The organism is Bradyrhizobium sp. McL0615 (assembly GCF_049993905.1).
Classification (GTDB): domain Bacteria; phylum Pseudomonadota; class Alphaproteobacteria; order Rhizobiales; family Xanthobacteraceae; genus Bradyrhizobium.
This window is the reverse complement of the sequence record NZ_CP188254.1, coordinates 2282457-2301031: the sequence shown is the minus strand read 5'-3', so window position 1 is coordinate 2301031 and position 18575 is coordinate 2282457. Positions and strand designations below refer to the sequence as shown.

The window sequence follows — 18575 nt, the reverse complement described above, 5'->3', positions numbered from 1 at the left end:
AGGGCGACCGGTCGCGCCGCCGCCCAATGCCTGTGCGTCGGTCATTTTCACAGCAAGCCACGTGCCAGTTTTAGAGGCGACCGGGCCGGCTCTGGCGTCGATATTGCATGGCCATACCGGACAGGGGCGGACGTGAATGATGTCAATGATGTACCAAGCCTATCAGAACCATATGGACCTGACGTCGCCATGGCGGACCGGGGCCGCGGAGGGGCTGAAATATCTCAATCTGGTGCCGCAGGGCGTCTCCGACCGGCTATTTGGCCGGCTCGCCGCCTCGCTCGAACTGATCTCGCGCTCCTCCCTGACCTATCACCGTCCAGCCTACGGCATCGATCGGGTCATGGTCGGTAATCAGGAGTTGGAGGTGACGGAGGAAGTCACCTTCGCCACCCCGTTCGGCTCGCTGCTGCGTTTCAAAAAGGAGAACGCACCGGAGCAGCCGCGGCTGCTGCTGGTGGCGCCAATGTCCGGGCATTTCGCCACCCTGTTGCGCGGCACCGTGAAGACGCTGCTGCAGGACCACGACGTCTACATCACCGACTGGCATAACCCGCGCGACATTCCGCTTCATGCCGGCCGCTTCGGACTGGAAGATTACACGGACCATCTGATCACCTTCCTCGACAAGATGGGCCCGCGCTCCCACATGGTGGCGATCTGCCAGCCGTCGGTATCAGCGCTCGCCGCGGCTGCCGTGATGTCGGAGGACAACCACCCCGCCCGCCCCGCCACGCTGACGCTGATGGCGGGCCCGATCGACACGCGGATCCAGCCGACCAAGGTCAACGAATTCGCCAAGAGCAAGCCGATCAACTGGTTCGAAAAGAACCTGATCAATTACGTGCCGATGCAATGCAAGGGCGCGTTCCGCCAGGTTTATCCCGGCTTCGTGCAGCTCACCGCCTTCGTGTCGATGAATCTCGAGCGCCATATCAAGCAGCACATCGACCTCGCCAATCATCTGGCCAAGGGTGAGAAGGAGAAGGCGGAAGTCATCAAGACCTTCTACGACGAATATTTTGCCGTGATGGACCTGCCGGCGGAATTCTACATCGAGACCGTGCGCGACGTGTTTCAGGAGCACCTGCTGCCGCAAGGCAAGCTGATGCATCGCGGCCGGCCGGTGAACCCGGCCTCGATCAAGCGCATGGGCCTGATGACGGTGGAAGGCGAAAAGGACGACATCTGCTCGATCGGCCAGACCTTGGCGGCGCAGGACCTCTGCACCGGCGTGCGCGCCTATCGCAAGGTGCACCACATGCAGGCCGGCGTCGGCCATTACGGCGTGTTTTCGGGCAAGCGCTGGAACAACGAGATCTATCCGCTGCTGCGGGATTTCGTGCATGTGAATGCGTGAGGGATTTGTTGCGTCATGCGCAATGCCGTAGGGTGGGCAAAGCGAAGCGTGCCCACCATCTCGCAGCTCGATTGGTGATAAATGGTGGGCACGTCGCTTCGCTCCTTTGCCCACCCTACGGCTGAGCGATAGATTGCTTCGCTCCTCGCAATGACGATGCGCCGGCTCTAGCAGCCCCTCCCTCCCCGCGCTAACATCCCCCCAAGGCCGACCGCTCAAGAGTCGTCCGCGGAGGATCAGTTATGCGTCTTTCGATCAATCTTCGCGCTGTCGCGCTCGCCATTCTCAGCATATGCCTGCTGACCGTTACGGCCTCTGCCGCCGAAGTCCGCGTGATGATCTCGGGCGGGCTGACGGCGGCCTACAAGGTGCTGGTGCCGGAATTCGAGCGCGCCACCGGTCACAAGGTGCTGACCGCCTACGGGCCGTCGATGGGCACGACGACCAACGCCATTCCGATCCGGCTGGAGCGCGGCGAGCCTGCCGACGTCCTGATCATGGTCGGCTATGCGCTCGAAGATCTCGCCAAAAATGGCAAGGTGATCGCGGGCAGCAGCGTCGATCTCGTCAAGTCGCCGATCGCGGTCGCCGTGAAATCGGGCACGCCGAAGCCGGACATCTCGACGGCGGATGCGGTCAAGCGCGCGCTGCTGGCAGCGAAGACCATCGCCTATTCGGACAGCGCCAGCGGCGTCTACGTCTCGACCGAAATGTTCGACAAGCTCGGCATCAAGGAGGCCATGGAAGGCAAGGCGCGGAAAATTCCGGCAACTCCCGTCGGCGAGATCGTCGCGCACGGCGACGCCGAGATCGGCTTTCAGCAGATGAGCGAATTGAAGCCGGTGGAAGGCATCGACATCATCGGCCCGCTGCCGAACGAGTTGCAGAAGATCACGGTGTTTTCTGCAGGCATCGCCACCGTCTCGAAAGAACCGGATGCCGGCAAGGCGCTGATCAAGTTTCTCGCCTCACCCGCCGCCCGCGCCGAAATCGTCAAGAGCGGCATGGACCCGATTCCGGCAGGCGCGACCAACTAGATCGGGCAGCTAATGAAGCCTCGCTGACCGGGCTTTCGCGGCCTTTACTGTATTCGCCATCAGGCAGGCGATGGTCATCGGACCAACGCCTTTTGGCACGGGCGTCACGGCGCCGGCGATCTGCACCACCTCCTCGAAAGCGACATCGCCGCGCAAATCGTAACCGCCTTCCGGCCGCGCGACGCGCGCGGTGCCGACATCGATGACGATGGCCCGCGGCTTGATCCAGTCTCCGCGCACCAATCCGGGCCTGCCGACCGCGCTGACCAGGATATCCGCGCCGCGGCAGATGAACTGGGTGTCGCGCGTATGGATGTGGGTTTGCGTCACGGTCGCCCGCTCTTCCAGCAGCAGCGCGGCCATCGGCTTGCCCACGATATTGGAGCTGCCGATGACGACGGCATGGCAACCGGTCAGATCGGAAACCATCGACTTGATCAGCTTCAGGCAGCCCAGCGGCGTGCATGGAACGAGGCTATCCGCACCGTGGAGGCCGGCATTCAGGGCATGCAGGCCGTCGACATCCTTCGCCGGATCGACCGCGGCCATGATCCGCAACGTGTCGATGTGTGCGGGCAATGGCAGCTGGACAAGAATGCCGTCAATGTCGGCTTGCGCATTCAGCGTGGCGATGACGGAAAGCAGCTCGTCCTCGGTGACGCTGTGCGGCAGGATTTTCGTCTCGCCCCGCAAGCCCAGCTTCCGCGCCATCCTGATCTTGCTGCGGACGTAGATGTGACTGGCCGGGTCGTCGCCGACCAGAACCACGGCCAGGCCCGGCGCGCACGACAGGTGATCCAGCTCACCCGCAACATTGTCGAGAAGGATTTGAGCGTGTTTATGCCCGTCAATGATTTCCGCAGTCATGGCACCTCCGTTCAAGGTTGGTGCCCAGGCGCGCGGCAAATCGTCCCTGCGCTCCCCGATGGTCCTCCATCTGAGCGCCAGTCGCGCAGAGGAGTGCCTGATAGCGGCTTAGAGCAGCGAAAGCAATGCCCGTGAAACGAGGATGACCTGGATATCGCTCGGCTCGTCCGAGCTGCGCTTGCTAAGATTTTTTTTTAGCTGCCGCCGAGCGCCCACCAAACAAGGGCGAGTCCGGAGAGCACAACCAGGATGTAAAGACGATCTCCGAGACATATGAAAACGGCGTCTCGTCATACGATAGCAGCCTTGGTTCGCGGCCTTTGCTTCTTTGCCAAACCTTCCCCTCATCAAGCCACAACTGCAATTTGCCGCCCGCGCTGAATGCAAGGAACAAGCCTAGAGCGCCCGCCAAGAGTCGATCCGAGAACATGCCCTTATGATCCCGAGCCTTCCTGAAGCCGTGTTAAACCAAACTCCCCCGCTTTATCTTATCGCCTTAGTCCGCATTCACCGATGCATGTGCTGTATCGCCAGCAGCACGATCACGGCGAGCGCCAGCACGATGGTCGTGCTCTTCCAGAACAGCAGCGGATTGCGCTCGATCAGCGGCGTCGATGAGGTCGAGAGATAGTTCGCGTTGGGATGACGCAGGTCGAACAAGAATTCCGAAAAACTGTCATAACGCTTGTAGGGATTGGGATGCACGGCCTTCTCGAGCGTGCCATCGATCCATTGCGGCAATTCGCGGTCACCATGTGAGGCCGGACGATAGACCAGCCTGTTGAACTGCGATCGCGTCCGCGCATTCGCGATCTGCGCACCGTAGGGCAGCTTTCCGGTCAGCATGTGGTAGGTGATGACGCCGAGGGAAAACAAATCGGAACGTGAGGTCGCCGGCTCGCCGAGAAAATATTCGGGCGCGGTATATTGCTGCGTGCCGAGAATATCGCTGTGCATGCCTGACGGTTCGGCCTCGACGACGCCGGTGATTTTGGTTGAACCGAAATCGATGATCTTCACCGTGCCGGTGGCGTCGACCATGATGTTGTCGGGCCGGATGTCCTGGTGCAGCATCTCCTTGCGGTGGAACGCACGCAGCCCCTTGGCGATCTGCTCGACGATGCCGCGCACGGTTTCCAGGCTGGGCTTCGGGTTGTCGATCATCCATTGCGTCAGCGTCTGGCCGTCGATGTATTCGGTCGCGACATACAGGAAGTTGCGCTTGCGCTGCAGCAGGCAGGGCTTCAGGACATGCGGGCTGTCGATCCGCCGCGCCACCCACTCCTCCATCATGAACCGCTTCAGATAGGAGGGATCGTCGCGCAGATCGATCGACGGAATCTTGATGGTGACCACGGCCTCGGTCTCGATGTCGACGGCGAGATAGATGTGGCTGCGGCTGGAGCCGTGCAGCTCGCGGACGATCCGGTAGCCATCGAATACCGCCCGCGCTTCCAGCAGCGGCGGCAGCGGCAATTCATGCGGTTGCGCGAACACTTCGCTGGCGGCGCCGTCAGGCACTTCATCGACGCGGACGATCTGGACCGTGAGGTTGTCCTTGCTGCCGAGATCGAACGCCATCTCGACAATATTCTTTGCGGCCAGGTCCAGATCAGCCGCGCCGTCCTTGATCGCCCTCGCAATGACGCGGTCGCCGACATGCTCGTAAATGCCGTCGGTGACCAGCACGAAGGTGTCGCCGTTCTCGATCTTGAACGTCAGATGATCGATTTCGACCTGCGAATTCACGCCAAGCGCACGGCCGAGATAGCTTTGCTCCGCGGAAATGACGACGCGGTGGTCGTTGGTCAATTGTTCGAGCGAGTTGCCCGAGAGGCGATAGATCCTGGAGTCGCCGACATGAAAGATGTGGCCGGTGGTCGACTTGAGGACGATGGCGCTCAGCGTGCAGACATATCCCTTGTCGCGGTCATAGGAATACTGGCTGCGCCGGGTCTGCGAATGCAGCCAGGAATTGGTCGCTTCCAGCACGCGCTGCGCCGAGGTCCGCACCGACCAGGATTCCGACGTGCAGTAATAGTCGGTGAGGAATCCCTTGACCGCCGATTCCGCGGCTATCCGGCTGACGGTGCTGCTGGAGATCCCGTCGGCCAGCACGACGGCGATGCCTTTGAGGCCGAGCAGCGGCTCGGTGGGAATCAGAACGCCGTGAAAATCCTGATTGGTCTCCTTGCGACCTTTGTCAGAATGTTGCCCAACCGATATTTTCAGTTCGCGCGGCATGTTCATGGCCAAGGAGCGGGCCCCAACTAAAACGGCCGGGGCCCGCTCAAGTCAATCGGCGATCAGGCGGCGATGCGCTCGGGGACGCGCTTCGGCGCGGTCCTGACATGCGTGGCGTACAGCGTCAGGCCGGTGAAGGCGAGACCACCGACGAGATTGCCCAACACCGTCGGGATCTCGTTCCAGATCAGGTAATCCATGATCGTAAACTTGCCCCCAAGCAGGAGCCCTGACGGGAACAGGAACATGTTCACGATCGAATGCTCGAAGGTCATGAAGAAGAACAGCATGATCGGCATCCACATCGCGATCACCTTGCCGCTGACGGTGGTCGAAATCATCGCCCCGACGACGCCCGCCGAAACCATCCAGTTGCAGAGCATGCCACGAACGAACAGCGTCAGCATGCCGCCTGCGCCATGCGCCGCGTAACCCACGGTGCGCCCCTCGCCGATCGTGCCGATCACCTGACCGACCTTGTCGGGTGGCGAGGTAAAACCGAAGGTGAAGACGATCGACATCATCACGGCCACCGTGAAGGCGCCGGCAAAATTGCCGACAAATACCAGACCCCAGTTGCGCAAGACGCCACCGATCGTGACGCCGGGACGCTTGTCGATCAGCGCCAGCGGCGCCAGCACGAACACGCCGGTCAACAGATCGAAGCCGAACAGGTACAGCATGCAGAAGCCTACCGGAAACAGCGCCGCGCCGACGATCGGAACGCCGGTCGATACGTTGACGCTGACCGCGAACGCCGCGGCGAGCGCGAGGATGGCGCCGGCCATATACGCACGGATGATCGTATCGCGCGTCGACATGAAGATTTTGGATTCTCCAGCATCGACCATCTTGGTCACGAATTCCGAAGGCACGAGATAGGCCATTACAGTTCCCCTTGTTCGCAAAAGCGGTTCAATCCAGCCCCGGCAATCACAGCCGCGCCGATGTAAAGTGAGCCAAGCCGCCCTCGCGCGCGTGCCGGATGCCGTCCTCGGCAGAACCAGCAAAGGTCTGCCGCGGCACGGCCGATGACACGGTCACGCTCGATCAGAAACAGAGATGCACAAGCTTTCGTGGGAAATGGTCCCGATGACTGCTTCGAAGCGCCTCGGTGAGGTCGCTTGATCCCTGTGCCTTCGCCAACACTGGCCTTGGCAATCCGTAGGACGGCAGTCGTCATTGACTGAGAAGCAATTAAGCAATCGATGTGCCAACCCTGATTTTGGGAGATTGGCCCGGAATACCTCGTGATTCTACGGACTTGGTCTACCGTTTGGGCGTGTCAAGCAGAGCTGGAATGCCTTGTATTTGTGCAGTTGCACAGATGTTGGCGTTTGCCGCGCCAGCCGTCATTCCACGGCGATACGAAGCATCGAGCTTTGATGTGCACTTGCACATCAGAGAATCCATTCGGCCGCTGCACCAGGCGAGAAATGGATTCTCTGATGTGCAATTGCACATTAAAGCTCGCGCTACGCGCGCCCTCAGGTGCGCATTGGCGCACCGAGAATGACGAGGATAGATCGCCGCGAGGCGACGCTCGCTTAGTTCGTCTGCGTCCGCACCGGCCGGTCCTTCAGGCCGTTATTGTCATAGGCCTTGCGCAACGTGCCGTTGGCGATCGCTTCGTTCAGAAACTTGACGGCAAACGCCAGCGACTGCGGATGGTTGGGCGGCACGGCCACCGCCGTCACGGTTTGCTTGAAGGTTTCGTCGAGCACGCGGGTACCCGGGATCTGCGTCGCCATGGCGTTGAGCTGGTCGCGCGACAGCGCGAAGGCGTCGATCTCGCCGGCCTTGAGCAGGCCGAAGATTTCGTCGTAGGTCTGGTAGCCGGTGACCTTGGCGTGCTTCAGATGCGCGATGGCGCCACGCATCGTGGTGGTGTTGTTGACCGCGGCGACCTTGATGCCGGGCTGATCGAGCGTTGCGAAATTCGTGACCTGTGAACCCGGCTTGACGATGTAGGTCGCGTCCGCAACCTCATAGATTGGCCCGAACGCCATTCTGCCCTCACGTTCCGGATCCTTCGGCAGGAAGGTGATGTCCCAGGTGCCCTTCGACACCGCATCGACGATCTGCCCGGAATTGTTGTGCGCGACATATTCGACGGGGACGCCGAGCTGCTCGGCCATCGCCTTGCCGAGATCGACCGGCACGCCGGCATAACCGGTTTCGGTTTTGGTCGACCAGAACGCGCCACCGGCCGGGCTGATCGCAATTGCCACCCGCAGCTTGCCGGTCGGCGCGATTTCGTCTTTCAGCGCATCGGCGCCGGCGGGCGTTGTTGTCATGATGGCTAATCCCACAAGGAGGCCGGAGATTCCCGACCAAGACTGTTTGAACATTGGATGCTCCTCCCCGGCCATGCGTCGCGCCGCAGACCTTTCAGCGCTGATCCATCCGCAAGACAGTCAGCGTTTCTTTTTCTTTGCCGCGCCCCCTTTTGGAGCCGCAACCGGCGTTGCCGGCTTGGCTACATCGGCTGTTTCAAACTTGCCGATCGCAATGATCTGGACGCGCGCATTGGCGGGCGCCGCCGGGCGATTGACGTCCTGTAACTGTTCCTCGCCCAGACCAAGCGCCTGAAGCCGCTTCGGCGATATCTTGAAGGTGTTCACCAGCACGTCCCGGATCGATTCGGCGCGCCGCTGGCTCAGGATCAGATTCTGGTCGCGCCGGCCGGCGGACTCGACGTGATCGACGATCAGATAGCGGTAGGGCCGCAATTTCGGATCGCTCAATGCGTCGGCGATGCTGCCGATCGTCTGGTAGGAGGCCGGCCGGATCAGGGAAGAGTCCTGGTCGAACACGACGTCGAAACGGATTTGCGGCAGCTTCGTCAGTTGGGGTGCGATCGGCGGCCGCTTCTGCGGCTGGGCATCCGCCCTCGCCTTGATGCGGTCGGCAGCCTGCTGCTTCAAGGCAGCCAGATCGATATCCGACTCGGCCTCAACGGCAAGCTTCTCAATGATGTCTCCGCTGGACGAGGCGGTTTGCGCCCGCCCCGCCGTGACAGGCAAGACAAACAGGGCGAGAGCGCCCAACAACAGACCGATACCGCGCAGTTTATTCACCCTCGGCATCAGCGATACCCCGCTGCGCTGATCGCCTTGTTGCAGTTCGGGGTCGCCTTCTTGGTCGAGTCCAACAGGCATTGCAGACCCTTGACGGGATCCTCCCGAACTTCGCCGCACAAATGTTTCAGTTCCCAATTGCACAGTTTGACAAGCGAGGTGCGCGCGGTAATGCGCTGCTGGATGGCGCCAAGGGCCGTCGGAAAGTCGGCCTTGCACTTCGCCGACACCACGTCCTGGTTGCGGTTCAGGCACTCTCGCAGCCGTGTCGCGTCAAAATTGACGCCCCGGCAATTGTCATCGATGTCCTTGCCGCAGCTCGCGGCCAGCATGGCCCCGGCCTCCTCGAACTTCATGGACTGCTGCGCTGCTGCCAGCGAAGGCGCCAATATCGCAATTATGAACAGGAAAAGCCGGATTCGGGTCATGCCCTCACCTCACACAAGGAGGGTAGCGATGGTCAAGTGTTCTGTTTGAAATGGCTACTACGTTACCATCACGATTATTGCGCCGCAGCAAATCGTCGCGGGTAGCCCAAGGGCGCCCGCCCCGATATGCAGTACTCCCTGCCCCCATCGGCCTGCATCATGACAGGGTGACGACACCATGAGTTCGACCGCCGCGTTCCTGGCTTCCTTTGTCTCCATCCTGGTGGGCGCGGCCATCGGCATGACCCTGAAGCGGTTCCTGCCGGCCGAAGTGCTCGAGGGCGGCTCGAAGGAGGCCATCCGGCTTGGCGCCGGCTTTCTTTCGACCCTCGCCGCGCTGGTGATCGGCCTGATGATCGCGTCGGCGAAAAACTCCTACGACACCCAAAACACCAACATCCGCCAGCTCGGTGCCAATGTCGTGCTGGTCGACCAGATGCTCCTGAAATATGGGCCGGAAACCAAAACAGCGCGAGCGCTGCTGCGGGAACTGATCTCGACGGCCGCCTCCCGCATCTGGCTGGAGAATGCCGAGCGTAACAGGCATGAATCGACCTTCGTCGTCAGCGGGACTGCAGATCGGTTCTACAACGCGGTTGAGGGCCTGACGCCAGCCAATGGCGAACAGACCTCGCTAAAGTCGCGGATCGTCCAGGCCACCACCGAGATCGGCCGAACACGGATACTCGTCTTCACGCAGAGCGACAACGCGATCCCGGTGCCGTTCTTCATCGTGCTCACGTTTTGGCTGGTGGTGATTTTTGCAAGCTTCAGCGTGTTCGCCGAACCGAGTCCGATCGTGATCGCGTCCATTCTGGTATTCGCACTCTCCGTATCGAGCGCGCTGTTCCTGATCGTCGACCTCAGCCAGCCCTTTGACGGCCTGATGCAGATCTCGAACCATCATTTGCGCATGGTACTGCAGCAGGCCGAGTAGCGCGAACACAAGCCTATCCAGACCATCCCTCGGCCACTATCCTCTGCGGCGAAAAGCAGATGCGGAGCGAAAATTCTTGATGGGTAAATCCGGTTTTGATGCGGAATTCGATGTCGTCGTGGCAGGCGCCGGATCCGCCGGCTGCGTGCTGTCGGCGCGGCTGACGGAAAATCCAAACGTATCGCTGTGCGTGATCGAGGCCGGCGGACGCGATCGCAATCCCTGGATTCACATTCCGATGGGCTTTGGCAAGCTGGTCCCGAACCCAAAGATGAACTGGGGCTATGAGACCGAACCCGAACCGGGTCTCGGCGGCCGAACCGTGATCTGGCCGCGCGGCAAGGTTTTGGGCGGCTCCGGCTCCATCAACGGCCTCGTCTTCCTGCGCGGCGCGCCCAGCGATTATGACGAATGGCAGCGTCTCGGCGCGCGCGGCTGGAGCTACAGCGACGTGCTGCCCTATTTCAAGCGGATGGAGCACAGCGTCGATGGCGCCAACGCGTGGCGCGGCACCGGCGGCCCGATGACGGTGTCGAACATCAAACGCCCCTCGACGGCCGCAAGGGCATTCGTGGAGGCCTGCGAGCGCCTGCAGTATCAGCGCAACCCTGATTTCAACGGCGAGCGCATTGACGGCGTCGGCTTCGCGCCGCTCAACGTTCACAATGGCTGGCGCCGCTCGACGGCGGTCGGATATCTCAAGCCGAACCTGAGCCGAAAAAATCTCGAGCTGATGACGAAAACCCGGGTCCGCCGCATCCTGTTCGACGGAAACCGCGCCATCGGCGTGGAGATCGAGCGTGACGGCCAGATCCAGCGTATCGGCGCGCGGCGCGAGCTGATCATCTCGGGCGGCGCGATCAATTCTCCGATGCTGTTGCTCGCCTCCGGCATCGGCCCGGCCGCAGAACTGGCAAAGCTCGGCATCGACGTGAAATGCGATCTTCCCGGCGTCGGCAAGAATCTGCAGGACCACTATCAGTCGAGTTTCACGTTCAAGACCAACGCGACCGATACATTGAACGAAGCCGTGATGAGCCCGGCCAAGTCGGTCAAACTCGCACTCGAATGGCTGCTCAGGGGATCGGGACAACTCTCGGTCGGTGCGACCGAAGCGACGCTGTTCGCGAAATCGAACCCCTCCGAGCCGGTGCCTGACATCCAGTACCAGTGTCTCAATTTTTCGACGGACGGATTCAAGACCGGCCTGCATCGCTGGCCGGGCTTCACCTTCATCTTCAGTGTCTGCCGGCCGAAGAGCCGTGGTCAAATTACGCTCCGCGACGCCGAAGGGCGCACGCCGCCGCGCATTCAGGCCAATTACCTGACCGATCCCGACGACGTGCGCATCATGCTGGCGGGCTTTCGCATTGCCCGGCAAATCGTCGCGACCGAACCTTTCCGCTCGCTGGTGACCGAACAGATCAGGCCCGCTCCTGACATCACGAGCGACGAACAGATAGCCGATTACATCAGGAAGTTCGGCTCGACCGTCTATCATCCCTGCGGCACCTGCCGGATGGGCGAGGATGATGGGGCCGTCGTCGACAGCCAGCTCCGCGTTCGCGGCATTGATGGCCTGCGGGTCGTCGACGCCTCCGTCATGCCGGCGATGCCCTCGCCGAACATTCACCCGGCGACGATCATGGTCGCGGAGAAAAGCTCCGATATCATCGCCAAAACGCTGGCGGGCTGACAGTCGCCAAGACTCAAAGGCGATTAATTGGTCTGCGCCGCAGGCACCTTGATTTCCTGCGGCAGGATGATCGCGGCCACGATCACCAACAGGCACAGCGCGCCGAACGCCTGCAGCATGGTGGCAAAGCCGCCCCGCTCGTAGAGCCAAGCCACCAGGCCGACGGAGGCGCCCGCCGCGGTGAAGCCGACGAAATAACGCACGGAATAGGCGCGCGAGCGCCATTCATCTGTCGTGTACTTGCCGACCATGGCGTCGTTGACGGTGACCTGGCCGAACGCGCCCATCACGATGCCGATGGAGGCGATGATCAGCGGCAGGTTCGACAATGTCGCCGCGAAATACATGAACGGCGCCAGCACGAACGACAGGGGCAGCATCACCGTCTTCAGCGAATAATGGTCGATCAGCTTGCCGATGGTGTATTGCGTCATCGCGCCGAACACGTAGACGCCGGCCGCGATGATCCCGAGCATGGCCGGGCTACTGGTCAAGCCGGCGAGCCGCTCGGCGAACAGTTTCGGCATCGCCACGGTGATGGCGTTGAACGTTGTGGATATCGCGATCACCACGATCAGCAACGCCAGCAACACCCGCCACATGTCCTGCTTGGCGATGCGCGCCTGGGCCGCCGCCTGCTTCGAGCCGGAACGGTCCTCGTGAACGACCGTCTGCGCAAACGCGATGCCAACTCCGATGGTGACGATCCCCGGCACGATAAAAGCCCAGCGCCAGCCGAGATATTGCCCGATCACGCCGGTGACCAGCGCCGACGACGCCACGCCAAGATTGCCCCAGACCCCGTTCAGGCCCATCTCGCGACCGAGCTTGTCGGCGTAGGACACGATCATCGCGGTGCCGACGGGGTGGTAGATCGAGGCGAACAGCCCGATCGCGAGCAGTGCCGCGCCGAGCTGCAGCGGGGTCGAGACGAAGCCGACCGCGATCATCGATACGCCGATGCCAACGAAGAAGATCACCATCATGTGGCGGCGGCTCCAGCGGTCACCGAGCCAGCCGGTGATCAGCGAGCCCGCGCCAAAGGCGACGAAGCCCGGGGTGGCGTAAGGCAATAGTTCCGAATAGGCCATGCCGAGCGCCGGTCCCATGATGATGACGGCGGCAGCGAAGATCAGCATCGCATAATGGTCGATGAAATGGGCGGCGTTAACGAAGGTGATCACCCTGGAGGGGCTGTTCATGGTCGATTCCCGAATCCCGCAATTTTGTAAAATAGGTTATACGGGGTTGTCCTGACGGGATGTCGCCAATGAATATCGCCGAAAAGCCAATTGCCGCCATTATCGGACGCCTCACCTCGACCGGCGACGGCATCCACATGATTGCCAACACCTACAAGAAGGGCGTCCGGCTCCACACCCACATGCACCGCGAGGCGCAGCTGGTCTATGCCGCCAGGGGCACGATGCAGGTGACGACGCCGAAAGGCCGCTGGCTGGTGCCGCCGGACCGGGCGGTCTGGGTGCCTGCGCTATCTGAACATGCGATCGACGTGCTGGCCGATATCGAGATGCGGACGCTCTATTTCGAACTCGACTGGCTGCAGCGCGAGGCGCGCAGCCACAGCCTGGAGGCGGAATTCGTGGTGCGGGTGTCGCCGCTGCTGCACCAGACGATACTGGCCCTGTTCGACGATCGCGGCGATCGGGAACGAACCGCGCTTCTGCTGCGGCTGGCGATGATGGAATTGGACCAGGCGGAGGATTCGGCGACCTTCATCCCGCTGCCGCGCGAGCCGCGCTGCCGGCGCGCCGCCGACATCGTGCTGGCGGACCCGACCGGCGACCATGAGATCGAGAGCCTGGCAAGCGAGGTTGGCACCTCGGCGCGGACGCTGTCGCGGCTGTTCTCGGCGGAGACGCAATTGAGCTTCAAGAGCTGGTGCCAGCGCGCGCGGATTGCAGCCGCGATCGAGAAGCTCTCGACCGACGCCGGCGTCTCGGTCAAGCAGCTTGCCTCGGATTTAGGCTATGCCAGCGTGCCGGCGTTTTCCCATGCCTTCCGGCAGGTTACCGGAAAGACGCCGACGGAATTCGCCGGGAAGGAGTAAACGTCCGATTTTAGAGGCATGACATATTTACGTACGATCCATACGCTTGATTGTGATCGGCATCGTCCCAAATCTCATATAAGATTCCGCAAATATCAGCTGGATTCGACCCACCGCATGGCCAACGCCTTTTTTTCCGACCTTCTCTCGACGATATCAGAACGTGGCCGCACGCTGCTTCGGCGGGGTGAGCCATCCGTTGCCCGGCAGGACGCCTCCGAACTGCTTGAACTGTGCAAGGCGCTGTTGTCCGGCCGCGGTGAAGCGTCCGGCACCGCGATGGCGCGCGACGTGCTCGACCGCTACCATGACCTCGACGCCGCCGGCCGGCTCACCTTCTTCGAAACGCTGGCGCGAGACTTCGGTCCCGACCGCGAAAAACTGTCGCAGGCGATCGAGAGCTGGCGCAGCCAGCCGAACGACAGCGATGCCAGCGACCTTCACTTTGCGTCCGAGCCGCAGCGGCAGGAACTGATCCGCCGGCTCAACCGCGCGCCGGGCGGCACCAGCGATCTGGTGGCGATGCGCGCCGACCTGCTTTCCCTGATGAAGGGCAACAAGGATCTGGCCGCGCTCGACCGCGATGTGGTGCATTTGCTGTCTTCTTGGTTCAACAGGGGATTTCTCGTGCTGCGCAGGATAGACTGGTCGACGCCAGCCAATATTCTGGAACAGATCATTCGTTACGAGGCGGTGCACGCGATCCGCGACTGGAACGATTTGCGACGCCGTATCGACCCGGTCGACCGGCGCTGCTACGCCTTCTTCCATCCCCAGCTCAACGACGAACCGCTGATCTTCGTCGAGGTCGCGCTGACCGAAACGATTCCGACCGCGATCGCGCCGCTGCTCGCCGCGGAGCGTCAGCTGGTGCCGACCGAACGCGCGCGCACCGCCGTGTTCTATTCGATCTCGAATACGCAAAAGGGGCTTGGCGGCATTTCCTTCGGCAGCTTCCTGATCAAGCAGGTGGTCGAGGAGTTGCGGCGCGAATTGCCGAAGCTGGACACGTTCATCACGCTGTCGCCGGTGCCGGGCTTCATGCAATGGCTGAAGCAGGCCGAGGACGTTCCGGTCAGCGACGAGGAACGCACGCTGCTGGAGGCCCTCGACAAGCCAGATTGGTTCGAGGATGCCGAACTGACCGCGCAGTTGCGGGCCGTGATCGAACCGCTGGCGGCGCATTATTTCCTCAAAGCACGGACGCCGAAGGGCCGGCTGATCGACTCGGTGGCGCGCTTTCACATCGGCAACGGCGCACGGCTGGAGAAGATCGACTGGCTCGGTGACCTCTCGCCCAAGGGCCTGCGCGAATCCGCAGGCGTCATGGTCAACTACCTCTACCGGCTGGAAGACATCGAGAAGAACCATGAGGCCTACGCCAACCAGGGCGAGATAGCGGCGTCAAACGCGGTGAAAAAGCTGCTGAAGACCGAAGGCCGGCGGCTGCTGGATATGCGACTGTCGTAGAGCGGCCGCGGATTTCCTTCGCCGCCCGATTGGAAATCATATTGCAATGACTTCCGATGGCGACGCATCTCCCCGGCCGACAGGCCCTGCAGAGCGGATCGACGCCATCGACGTGCTGCGGGGCGTTGCCCTGCTCGGCGTTCTTGCGATCAACGTCGAGACCATATTTCGCGTCTCGATCTTCCAGCAGTTTCTTTTCCCCAAGCCTCCTTTATCTTTTTCGTCAATCGACAGCGCCATCGAAACCATCCTGACGCTGGCCGTGGAGTTGAAGGCATTGGCGCTGTTTTCGCTGCTGTTCGGCGTGGGCCTTGCCATTCAGTTCGAGCGGCTTGCGAAGAGCGAGCGGCGCACATCGCTCCTCCTGCGCCGGCTCGTCGTGTTGCTGGCGTTCGGGCTCATCCACCTTTGCCTGATCTGGAACGGCGATATTCTCACCGAATATGCGCTCGCCGGCCTGATCGTCCTGCCGTTCCTGTTCGGTCCGCGCTGGCTTGTCGCTATTGCCGCGCTGGCGTCTCTCGGGTTGTACCTTGAGATGCAGGTGTTTCCGCCGCCGGGATTGTGGCCCGGCACGGCCGCACTGAGCCAGGACGTCGTGGAGGCGCATCGCATCTATCCGACGGGCGGCTTCCTCGACGTGCTGGCGTTCCGGCTGCGCGAGATTCCCCTGTTCGCTGCCCTCCACGTCTATATCTTTCCGCGCACGATCGGGTTGTTTCTTCTCGGCGCATTCGTCTGGCGCACCGGCATTCTGCGAAGCCCGCCTCACCGCCTGCTGTTTTCGATTGCTGCCGCCTCTATCGGCCTTGGCGCGGCATTGATCCTTTGCCACGCCGGCGGCTTGATCGCTGGCGGCCGGATCCGCGCCCTGGCCGAACCTCTCGGCACCATCCTGCTGGCGCTGGGCTATGGGGCCGCCATCATCGGCATCGCCAATCTCGAGCGTGGAAAGAAGCTGCTTGGCTGGGCCGCGCCGCTGGGGCGCATGGCCTTCACCAACTACCTCGCGCAATCCGTCATCTTTGGCTGGATCTTTTATGGCTACGGTCTCGGCCTGTTCGGCCGCCTCGGCGTCGCCAGCGCGCTGGCCATCGGCGTTGCCGTCTACATCGGGCAGGTATTTTTCAGCGCCTGGTGGCTGCACCGTTTCCGGTACGGCCCCGTCGAGTGGCTGTGGCGGACGCTGATGTATGGTGAAGCGCAACCGATGGCATTGTCGTCAAAGCGAGCAGCCGGTGATTTTCGTCAAGGAGGAGCCTCACGATGACCATCACCATTACTGCCTTTGAGCGGTCACCCGATGGCGGCAAGGGACTGGCGCGCGATACGCGCGTACGCTGGGCGCTTGAAGAAGTCGGCCAACCCTACGAGGTTCGCCTTGTTTCGTTTCAAGCGATGAAGGAACCCGCGCATCTGGCGCTTCATCCCTTCGGCCAGATTCCGACCTACGAGGAAGGCGATCTCGCCCTGTTCGAGACAGGGTCGATAGTGCTCCATCTCGCCGATCGCTATGCAGGCCTGCTGCCGGACCATGCCGATGCGCGGGCGCGTGCGATCACATGGATGTTTGCCGCACTCAACACGATCGAGCCGGCGATCCTTGAGCTCGTAACCGTCAAGATTCTGGAGGGCGACAAGCCCTGGAGCAAGGATCGCCTGCCTCTGGTCGAGGATCGCATCCGCGACCGGTTGAAGCAACTTTCCGCTCGCCTTGGCAGTGCCGACTGGCTCGATGGCGGGTTCAGCGCGGGCGACCTGATGATGGTGTCGGTGCTGCTCAGGTTGAAACCATCGGGCATGTTGGACGGATATCCGAACCTGGCGGCCTATGTCGCCCGCGGCGAGGCGCGGCCCGCCTACAAGCGGGCTTTCGACGCTCAATTGGCTGTCAACACCGGCAAGCCACCGACCGGTTGATGGAGGTCCGTGCCGGTTCGAAGTCGTCATCCGGTTTTTTTCAGTTTATGGCCCTGCCCCCCGGGTGAACACAGCCGATGCCCGGCCAGTTCGGCAGGCGGATATGAATCCGCCAGGCTCAGGCCTTGTACTCATAGAGCAATCGGGCGCGAATGGTGCCCTCCAGAGCCCGGATGTCGGAAAGCACACGCTGGCCGTCGGCGGCGGAGGCATCCGCGTCGAGAACCACATAACCTACGTCGTGGTCGGTCTCGTAATACTGCGCGGCAATGTTGACGGCGTGGCGCGCCAGCACTTCATTCAAACGCCCCAGCATGCCCGGCAGATTGCGCTGCACCTGAATGAACCGTGTCCCCGATGGCCGCGGCGGCAGCTGGACCTGCGGAAAATTGACAGCGCCCATCGTCGAACCGGAATCGCTGTAATCGATGAGCTTGCGCGCCACTTCGGCGCCGATGCGTTCCTGCGCCTCTTCGGTCGAGCCGCCGATGTGCGGCGTCAGGATGACGTTTTCCAGACCCTGCAGCGGTGACTCGAAGCGATCCGCATTCGAACGCGGCTCGACCGGAAAAACGTCAACCGCGGCGCCACGAAGCCTGCCTTCGCGCAGCGCATCCGCAAGGGCCTCCAGGTCAACGACCGTCCCGCGGCTGTTGTTGATGAAATACGCCCCGGGCTTGATTGCCGCAATCTCCTCGCGCCCGATCATGCCATGCGTGGCTGATGTCTCCGGCACATGCAACGTCACGACGTCGCTTTGCGCCAGCAGCTCACGCAAGCTCGCGGTCGGCTCGGTGTTGCCATGACGAAGCTTGTCGGTGTGATCGTAGAAAATCACCCGCATGCCCAGCGCTTCCGCGAGGTTGGAGAGCTGCGAGCCGATATTGCCGTATCCGATGATGCCGAGCGTCTTGCCCCTCACCTCATAACTGTCGTCTGCAGACTTGTCCCAGCGTCCCTGATGCGCGGCGTTGGAACGCGCGACGATCCGGCGCAGCAGGATGACGATCTCGCCGATCACCAGCTCCGCCACGCTTCGCGTGTTGGAGAACGGAGCGTTGAACACCGGAATCCCGCTTCGGCGAGCGGCGTCAATATCCACCTGATTGGTACCGACGCTGAAGCAGCCGATCGCGATGAGCCGATCCGCGGCCTCAAGCACATCCGGGGTAATCTGCGTGCGTGAGCGGATGCCCAAGAGATGCACGCCCTTGATGGCTTCCTTGAGCGCATCGCCCTCCAGCGCCTTGGACAAGCGCGTCATGTTGGAATAGCCCGCAGCCTCGATCATCTGGACGGCGCTGTCGTTGACCCCTTCGAGAAGCAAGACCCGGATCTTGTCCTTTGCGAGCGAGAGCTGAGGAAGTTTACTGGGCAAGATCGCGGTATCCTTCAGAGATAGATGATCGGTAAGCTGACGGCCTCGACACCGTCATCCATGGCGCCACATGCGGGGAGATGGATT

General features: G+C 61.8%; 16 protein-coding genes and 1 riboswitch. Of the genes, 8 read left to right on the top strand and 8 right to left on the bottom strand.

Annotated features, from left to right (window positions below):
• Positions 1 to 136 precede the first annotated feature (136 nt).
• On the top strand, positions 137 to 1360 hold the full coding sequence (locus ACPPVP_RS10985) for a polyhydroxyalkanoate depolymerase (protein WP_426533991.1): 1224 nt from the start codon (positions 137 to 139) through the stop codon (positions 1358 to 1360).
• A gap of 242 nt (positions 1361 to 1602) precedes the next feature.
• Positions 1603 to 2397, top strand: coding sequence for a substrate-binding domain-containing protein (locus ACPPVP_RS10980; RefSeq protein WP_426533989.1), 795 nt, complete (start codon positions 1603 to 1605; stop codon positions 2395 to 2397).
• Positions 2398 to 2406: 9 nt separating this feature from the next.
• Here ACPPVP_RS10980 and ACPPVP_RS10975 read toward each other — a convergent pair whose 3' ends face one another.
• From ACPPVP_RS10975 to ACPPVP_RS10950, 6 genes are all read right to left on the bottom strand, one after another.
• A complete protein-coding gene (locus ACPPVP_RS10975; RefSeq protein WP_426533987.1) occupies positions 2407 to 3264 on the bottom strand; it encodes a bifunctional 5,10-methylenetetrahydrofolate dehydrogenase/5,10-methenyltetrahydrofolate cyclohydrolase in 858 nt (285 codons plus the stop codon).
• A gap of 15 nt (positions 3265 to 3279) precedes the next feature.
• Positions 3280 to 3359, bottom strand: a riboswitch (ZMP/ZTP riboswitch).
• Positions 3360 to 3771: 412 nt separating this feature from the next.
• A complete protein-coding gene (locus tag ACPPVP_RS10970) occupies positions 3772 to 5514 on the bottom strand; it encodes a protein kinase domain-containing protein (RefSeq protein WP_426537788.1) in 1743 nt (580 codons plus the stop codon).
• A 56-nt stretch (positions 5515 to 5570) separates the two neighbouring features.
• Positions 5571 to 6395 (bottom strand): formate/nitrite transporter family protein, encoded by an 825-nt coding sequence (locus ACPPVP_RS10965; protein WP_426533985.1) that lies wholly within the window; start codon positions 6393 to 6395, stop codon positions 5571 to 5573.
• Between the two features lie 660 nt (positions 6396 to 7055).
• Positions 7056 to 7805: a transporter substrate-binding domain-containing protein gene (locus ACPPVP_RS10960; protein ID WP_426533983.1), complete on the bottom strand. Its 750-nt coding sequence runs from the start codon at positions 7803 to 7805 to the stop codon at positions 7056 to 7058.
• A gap of 120 nt (positions 7806 to 7925) precedes the next feature.
• Positions 7926 to 8597 carry an OmpA family protein gene (locus ACPPVP_RS10955; protein WP_426533981.1) on the bottom strand — a complete coding sequence of 224 codons (672 nt, stop codon included), beginning with the start codon at positions 8595 to 8597 and terminating at the stop codon, positions 7926 to 7928.
• Complete coding sequence (locus ACPPVP_RS10950) at positions 8597 to 9016, bottom strand: hypothetical protein (RefSeq protein WP_426533979.1); 420 nt, start codon at positions 9014 to 9016, stop codon at positions 8597 to 8599. Before ACPPVP_RS10950 ends, ACPPVP_RS10955 begins: the two co-directional genes overlap by 1 nt.
• A 178-nt stretch (positions 9017 to 9194) precedes the next feature.
• Here ACPPVP_RS10950 and ACPPVP_RS10945 point away from each other — a divergent pair, with 178 nt between their 5' ends.
• Together ACPPVP_RS10945 and ACPPVP_RS10940 are read left to right on the top strand one after the other, a co-directional pair.
• Complete coding sequence (locus ACPPVP_RS10945) at positions 9195 to 9953, top strand: DUF4239 domain-containing protein (RefSeq protein WP_426533977.1); 759 nt, start codon at positions 9195 to 9197, stop codon at positions 9951 to 9953.
• A gap of 79 nt (positions 9954 to 10032) precedes the next feature.
• Positions 10033 to 11649 carry a GMC family oxidoreductase gene (locus ACPPVP_RS10940; protein ID WP_426533975.1) on the top strand — a complete coding sequence of 539 codons (1617 nt, stop codon included), beginning with the start codon at positions 10033 to 10035 and terminating at the stop codon, positions 11647 to 11649.
• A 23-nt stretch (positions 11650 to 11672) separates the two neighbouring features.
• Here ACPPVP_RS10940 and ACPPVP_RS10935 read toward each other — a convergent pair whose 3' ends face one another.
• Positions 11673 to 12851, bottom strand: coding sequence for an MFS transporter (locus ACPPVP_RS10935; protein WP_426533973.1), 1179 nt, complete (start codon positions 12849 to 12851; stop codon positions 11673 to 11675).
• Between the two features lie 68 nt (positions 12852 to 12919).
• On the opposite strand from ACPPVP_RS10935, the gene ACPPVP_RS10930 reads away from it, so the two are divergent.
• The 4 genes from ACPPVP_RS10930 to ACPPVP_RS10915 all read left to right on the top strand — a co-directional run bounded on the left by ACPPVP_RS10930 (position 12920) and on the right by ACPPVP_RS10915 (position 17110).
• Positions 12920 to 13720, top strand: a complete 801-nt coding sequence (locus tag ACPPVP_RS10930) for an AraC family transcriptional regulator (protein WP_426533971.1) — start codon at positions 12920 to 12922, stop codon at positions 13718 to 13720.
• Between the two features lie 117 nt (positions 13721 to 13837).
• A complete protein-coding gene (locus ACPPVP_RS10925; protein WP_426533969.1) occupies positions 13838 to 15190 on the top strand; it encodes a malonyl-CoA decarboxylase in 1353 nt (450 codons plus the stop codon).
• Positions 15191 to 15236: 46 nt separating this feature from the next.
• Positions 15237 to 16460: a DUF418 domain-containing protein gene (locus ACPPVP_RS10920; protein ID WP_426533967.1), complete on the top strand. Its 1224-nt coding sequence runs from the start codon at positions 15237 to 15239 to the stop codon at positions 16458 to 16460.
• Positions 16457 to 17110 (top strand): glutathione S-transferase family protein, encoded by a 654-nt coding sequence (locus tag ACPPVP_RS10915; RefSeq protein WP_426533965.1) that lies wholly within the window; start codon positions 16457 to 16459, stop codon positions 17108 to 17110. Before ACPPVP_RS10920 ends, ACPPVP_RS10915 begins: the two co-directional genes overlap by 4 nt.
• A gap of 118 nt (positions 17111 to 17228) precedes the next feature.
• On the opposite strand, the gene serA is transcribed toward ACPPVP_RS10915, so the two are convergent.
• Complete coding sequence (serA, locus tag ACPPVP_RS10910) at positions 17229 to 18488, bottom strand: phosphoglycerate dehydrogenase (protein ID WP_426533963.1); 1260 nt, start codon at positions 18486 to 18488, stop codon at positions 17229 to 17231.
• Positions 18489 to 18575: the final 87 nt, after the last annotated feature.

Coding starts and splice junctions, on each gene's coding strand:
- ACPPVP_RS10915 (WP_426533965.1), top strand. CDS start 16,457: ATGACCATCACCATTACTGCCTTTGAGCGGTCACCCGATGGCGGCAAG.
- ACPPVP_RS10945 (WP_426533977.1), top strand. CDS start 9,195: ATGAGTTCGACCGCCGCGTTCCTGGCTTCCTTTGTCTCCATCCTGGTG.
- ACPPVP_RS10965 (WP_426533985.1), bottom strand. CDS start 6,395: ATGGCCTATCTCGTGCCTTCGGAATTCGTGACCAAGATGGTCGATGCT.
- ACPPVP_RS10955 (WP_426533981.1), bottom strand. CDS start 8,597: ATGCCGAGGGTGAATAAACTGCGCGGTATCGGTCTGTTGTTGGGCGCT.
- ACPPVP_RS10970 (WP_426537788.1), bottom strand. CDS start 5,514: ATGAACATGCCGCGCGAACTGAAAATATCGGTTGGGCAACATTCTGAC.
- ACPPVP_RS10985 (WP_426533991.1), top strand. CDS start 137: ATGATGTCAATGATGTACCAAGCCTATCAGAACCATATGGACCTGACG.
- ACPPVP_RS10980 (WP_426533989.1), top strand. CDS start 1,603: ATGCGTCTTTCGATCAATCTTCGCGCTGTCGCGCTCGCCATTCTCAGC.
- ACPPVP_RS10960 (WP_426533983.1), bottom strand. CDS start 7,805: ATGACAACAACGCCCGCCGGCGCCGATGCGCTGAAAGACGAAATCGCG.
- ACPPVP_RS10925 (WP_426533969.1), top strand. CDS start 13,838: ATGGCCAACGCCTTTTTTTCCGACCTTCTCTCGACGATATCAGAACGT.
- ACPPVP_RS10930 (WP_426533971.1), top strand. CDS start 12,920: ATGAATATCGCCGAAAAGCCAATTGCCGCCATTATCGGACGCCTCACC.
- ACPPVP_RS10975 (WP_426533987.1), bottom strand. CDS start 3,264: ATGACTGCGGAAATCATTGACGGGCATAAACACGCTCAAATCCTTCTC.
- ACPPVP_RS10935 (WP_426533973.1), bottom strand. CDS start 12,851: ATGAACAGCCCCTCCAGGGTGATCACCTTCGTTAACGCCGCCCATTTC.
- ACPPVP_RS10920 (WP_426533967.1), top strand. CDS start 15,237: ATGACTTCCGATGGCGACGCATCTCCCCGGCCGACAGGCCCTGCAGAG.
- ACPPVP_RS10950 (WP_426533979.1), bottom strand. CDS start 9,016: ATGACCCGAATCCGGCTTTTCCTGTTCATAATTGCGATATTGGCGCCT.
- ACPPVP_RS10940 (WP_426533975.1), top strand. CDS start 10,033: ATGGGTAAATCCGGTTTTGATGCGGAATTCGATGTCGTCGTGGCAGGC.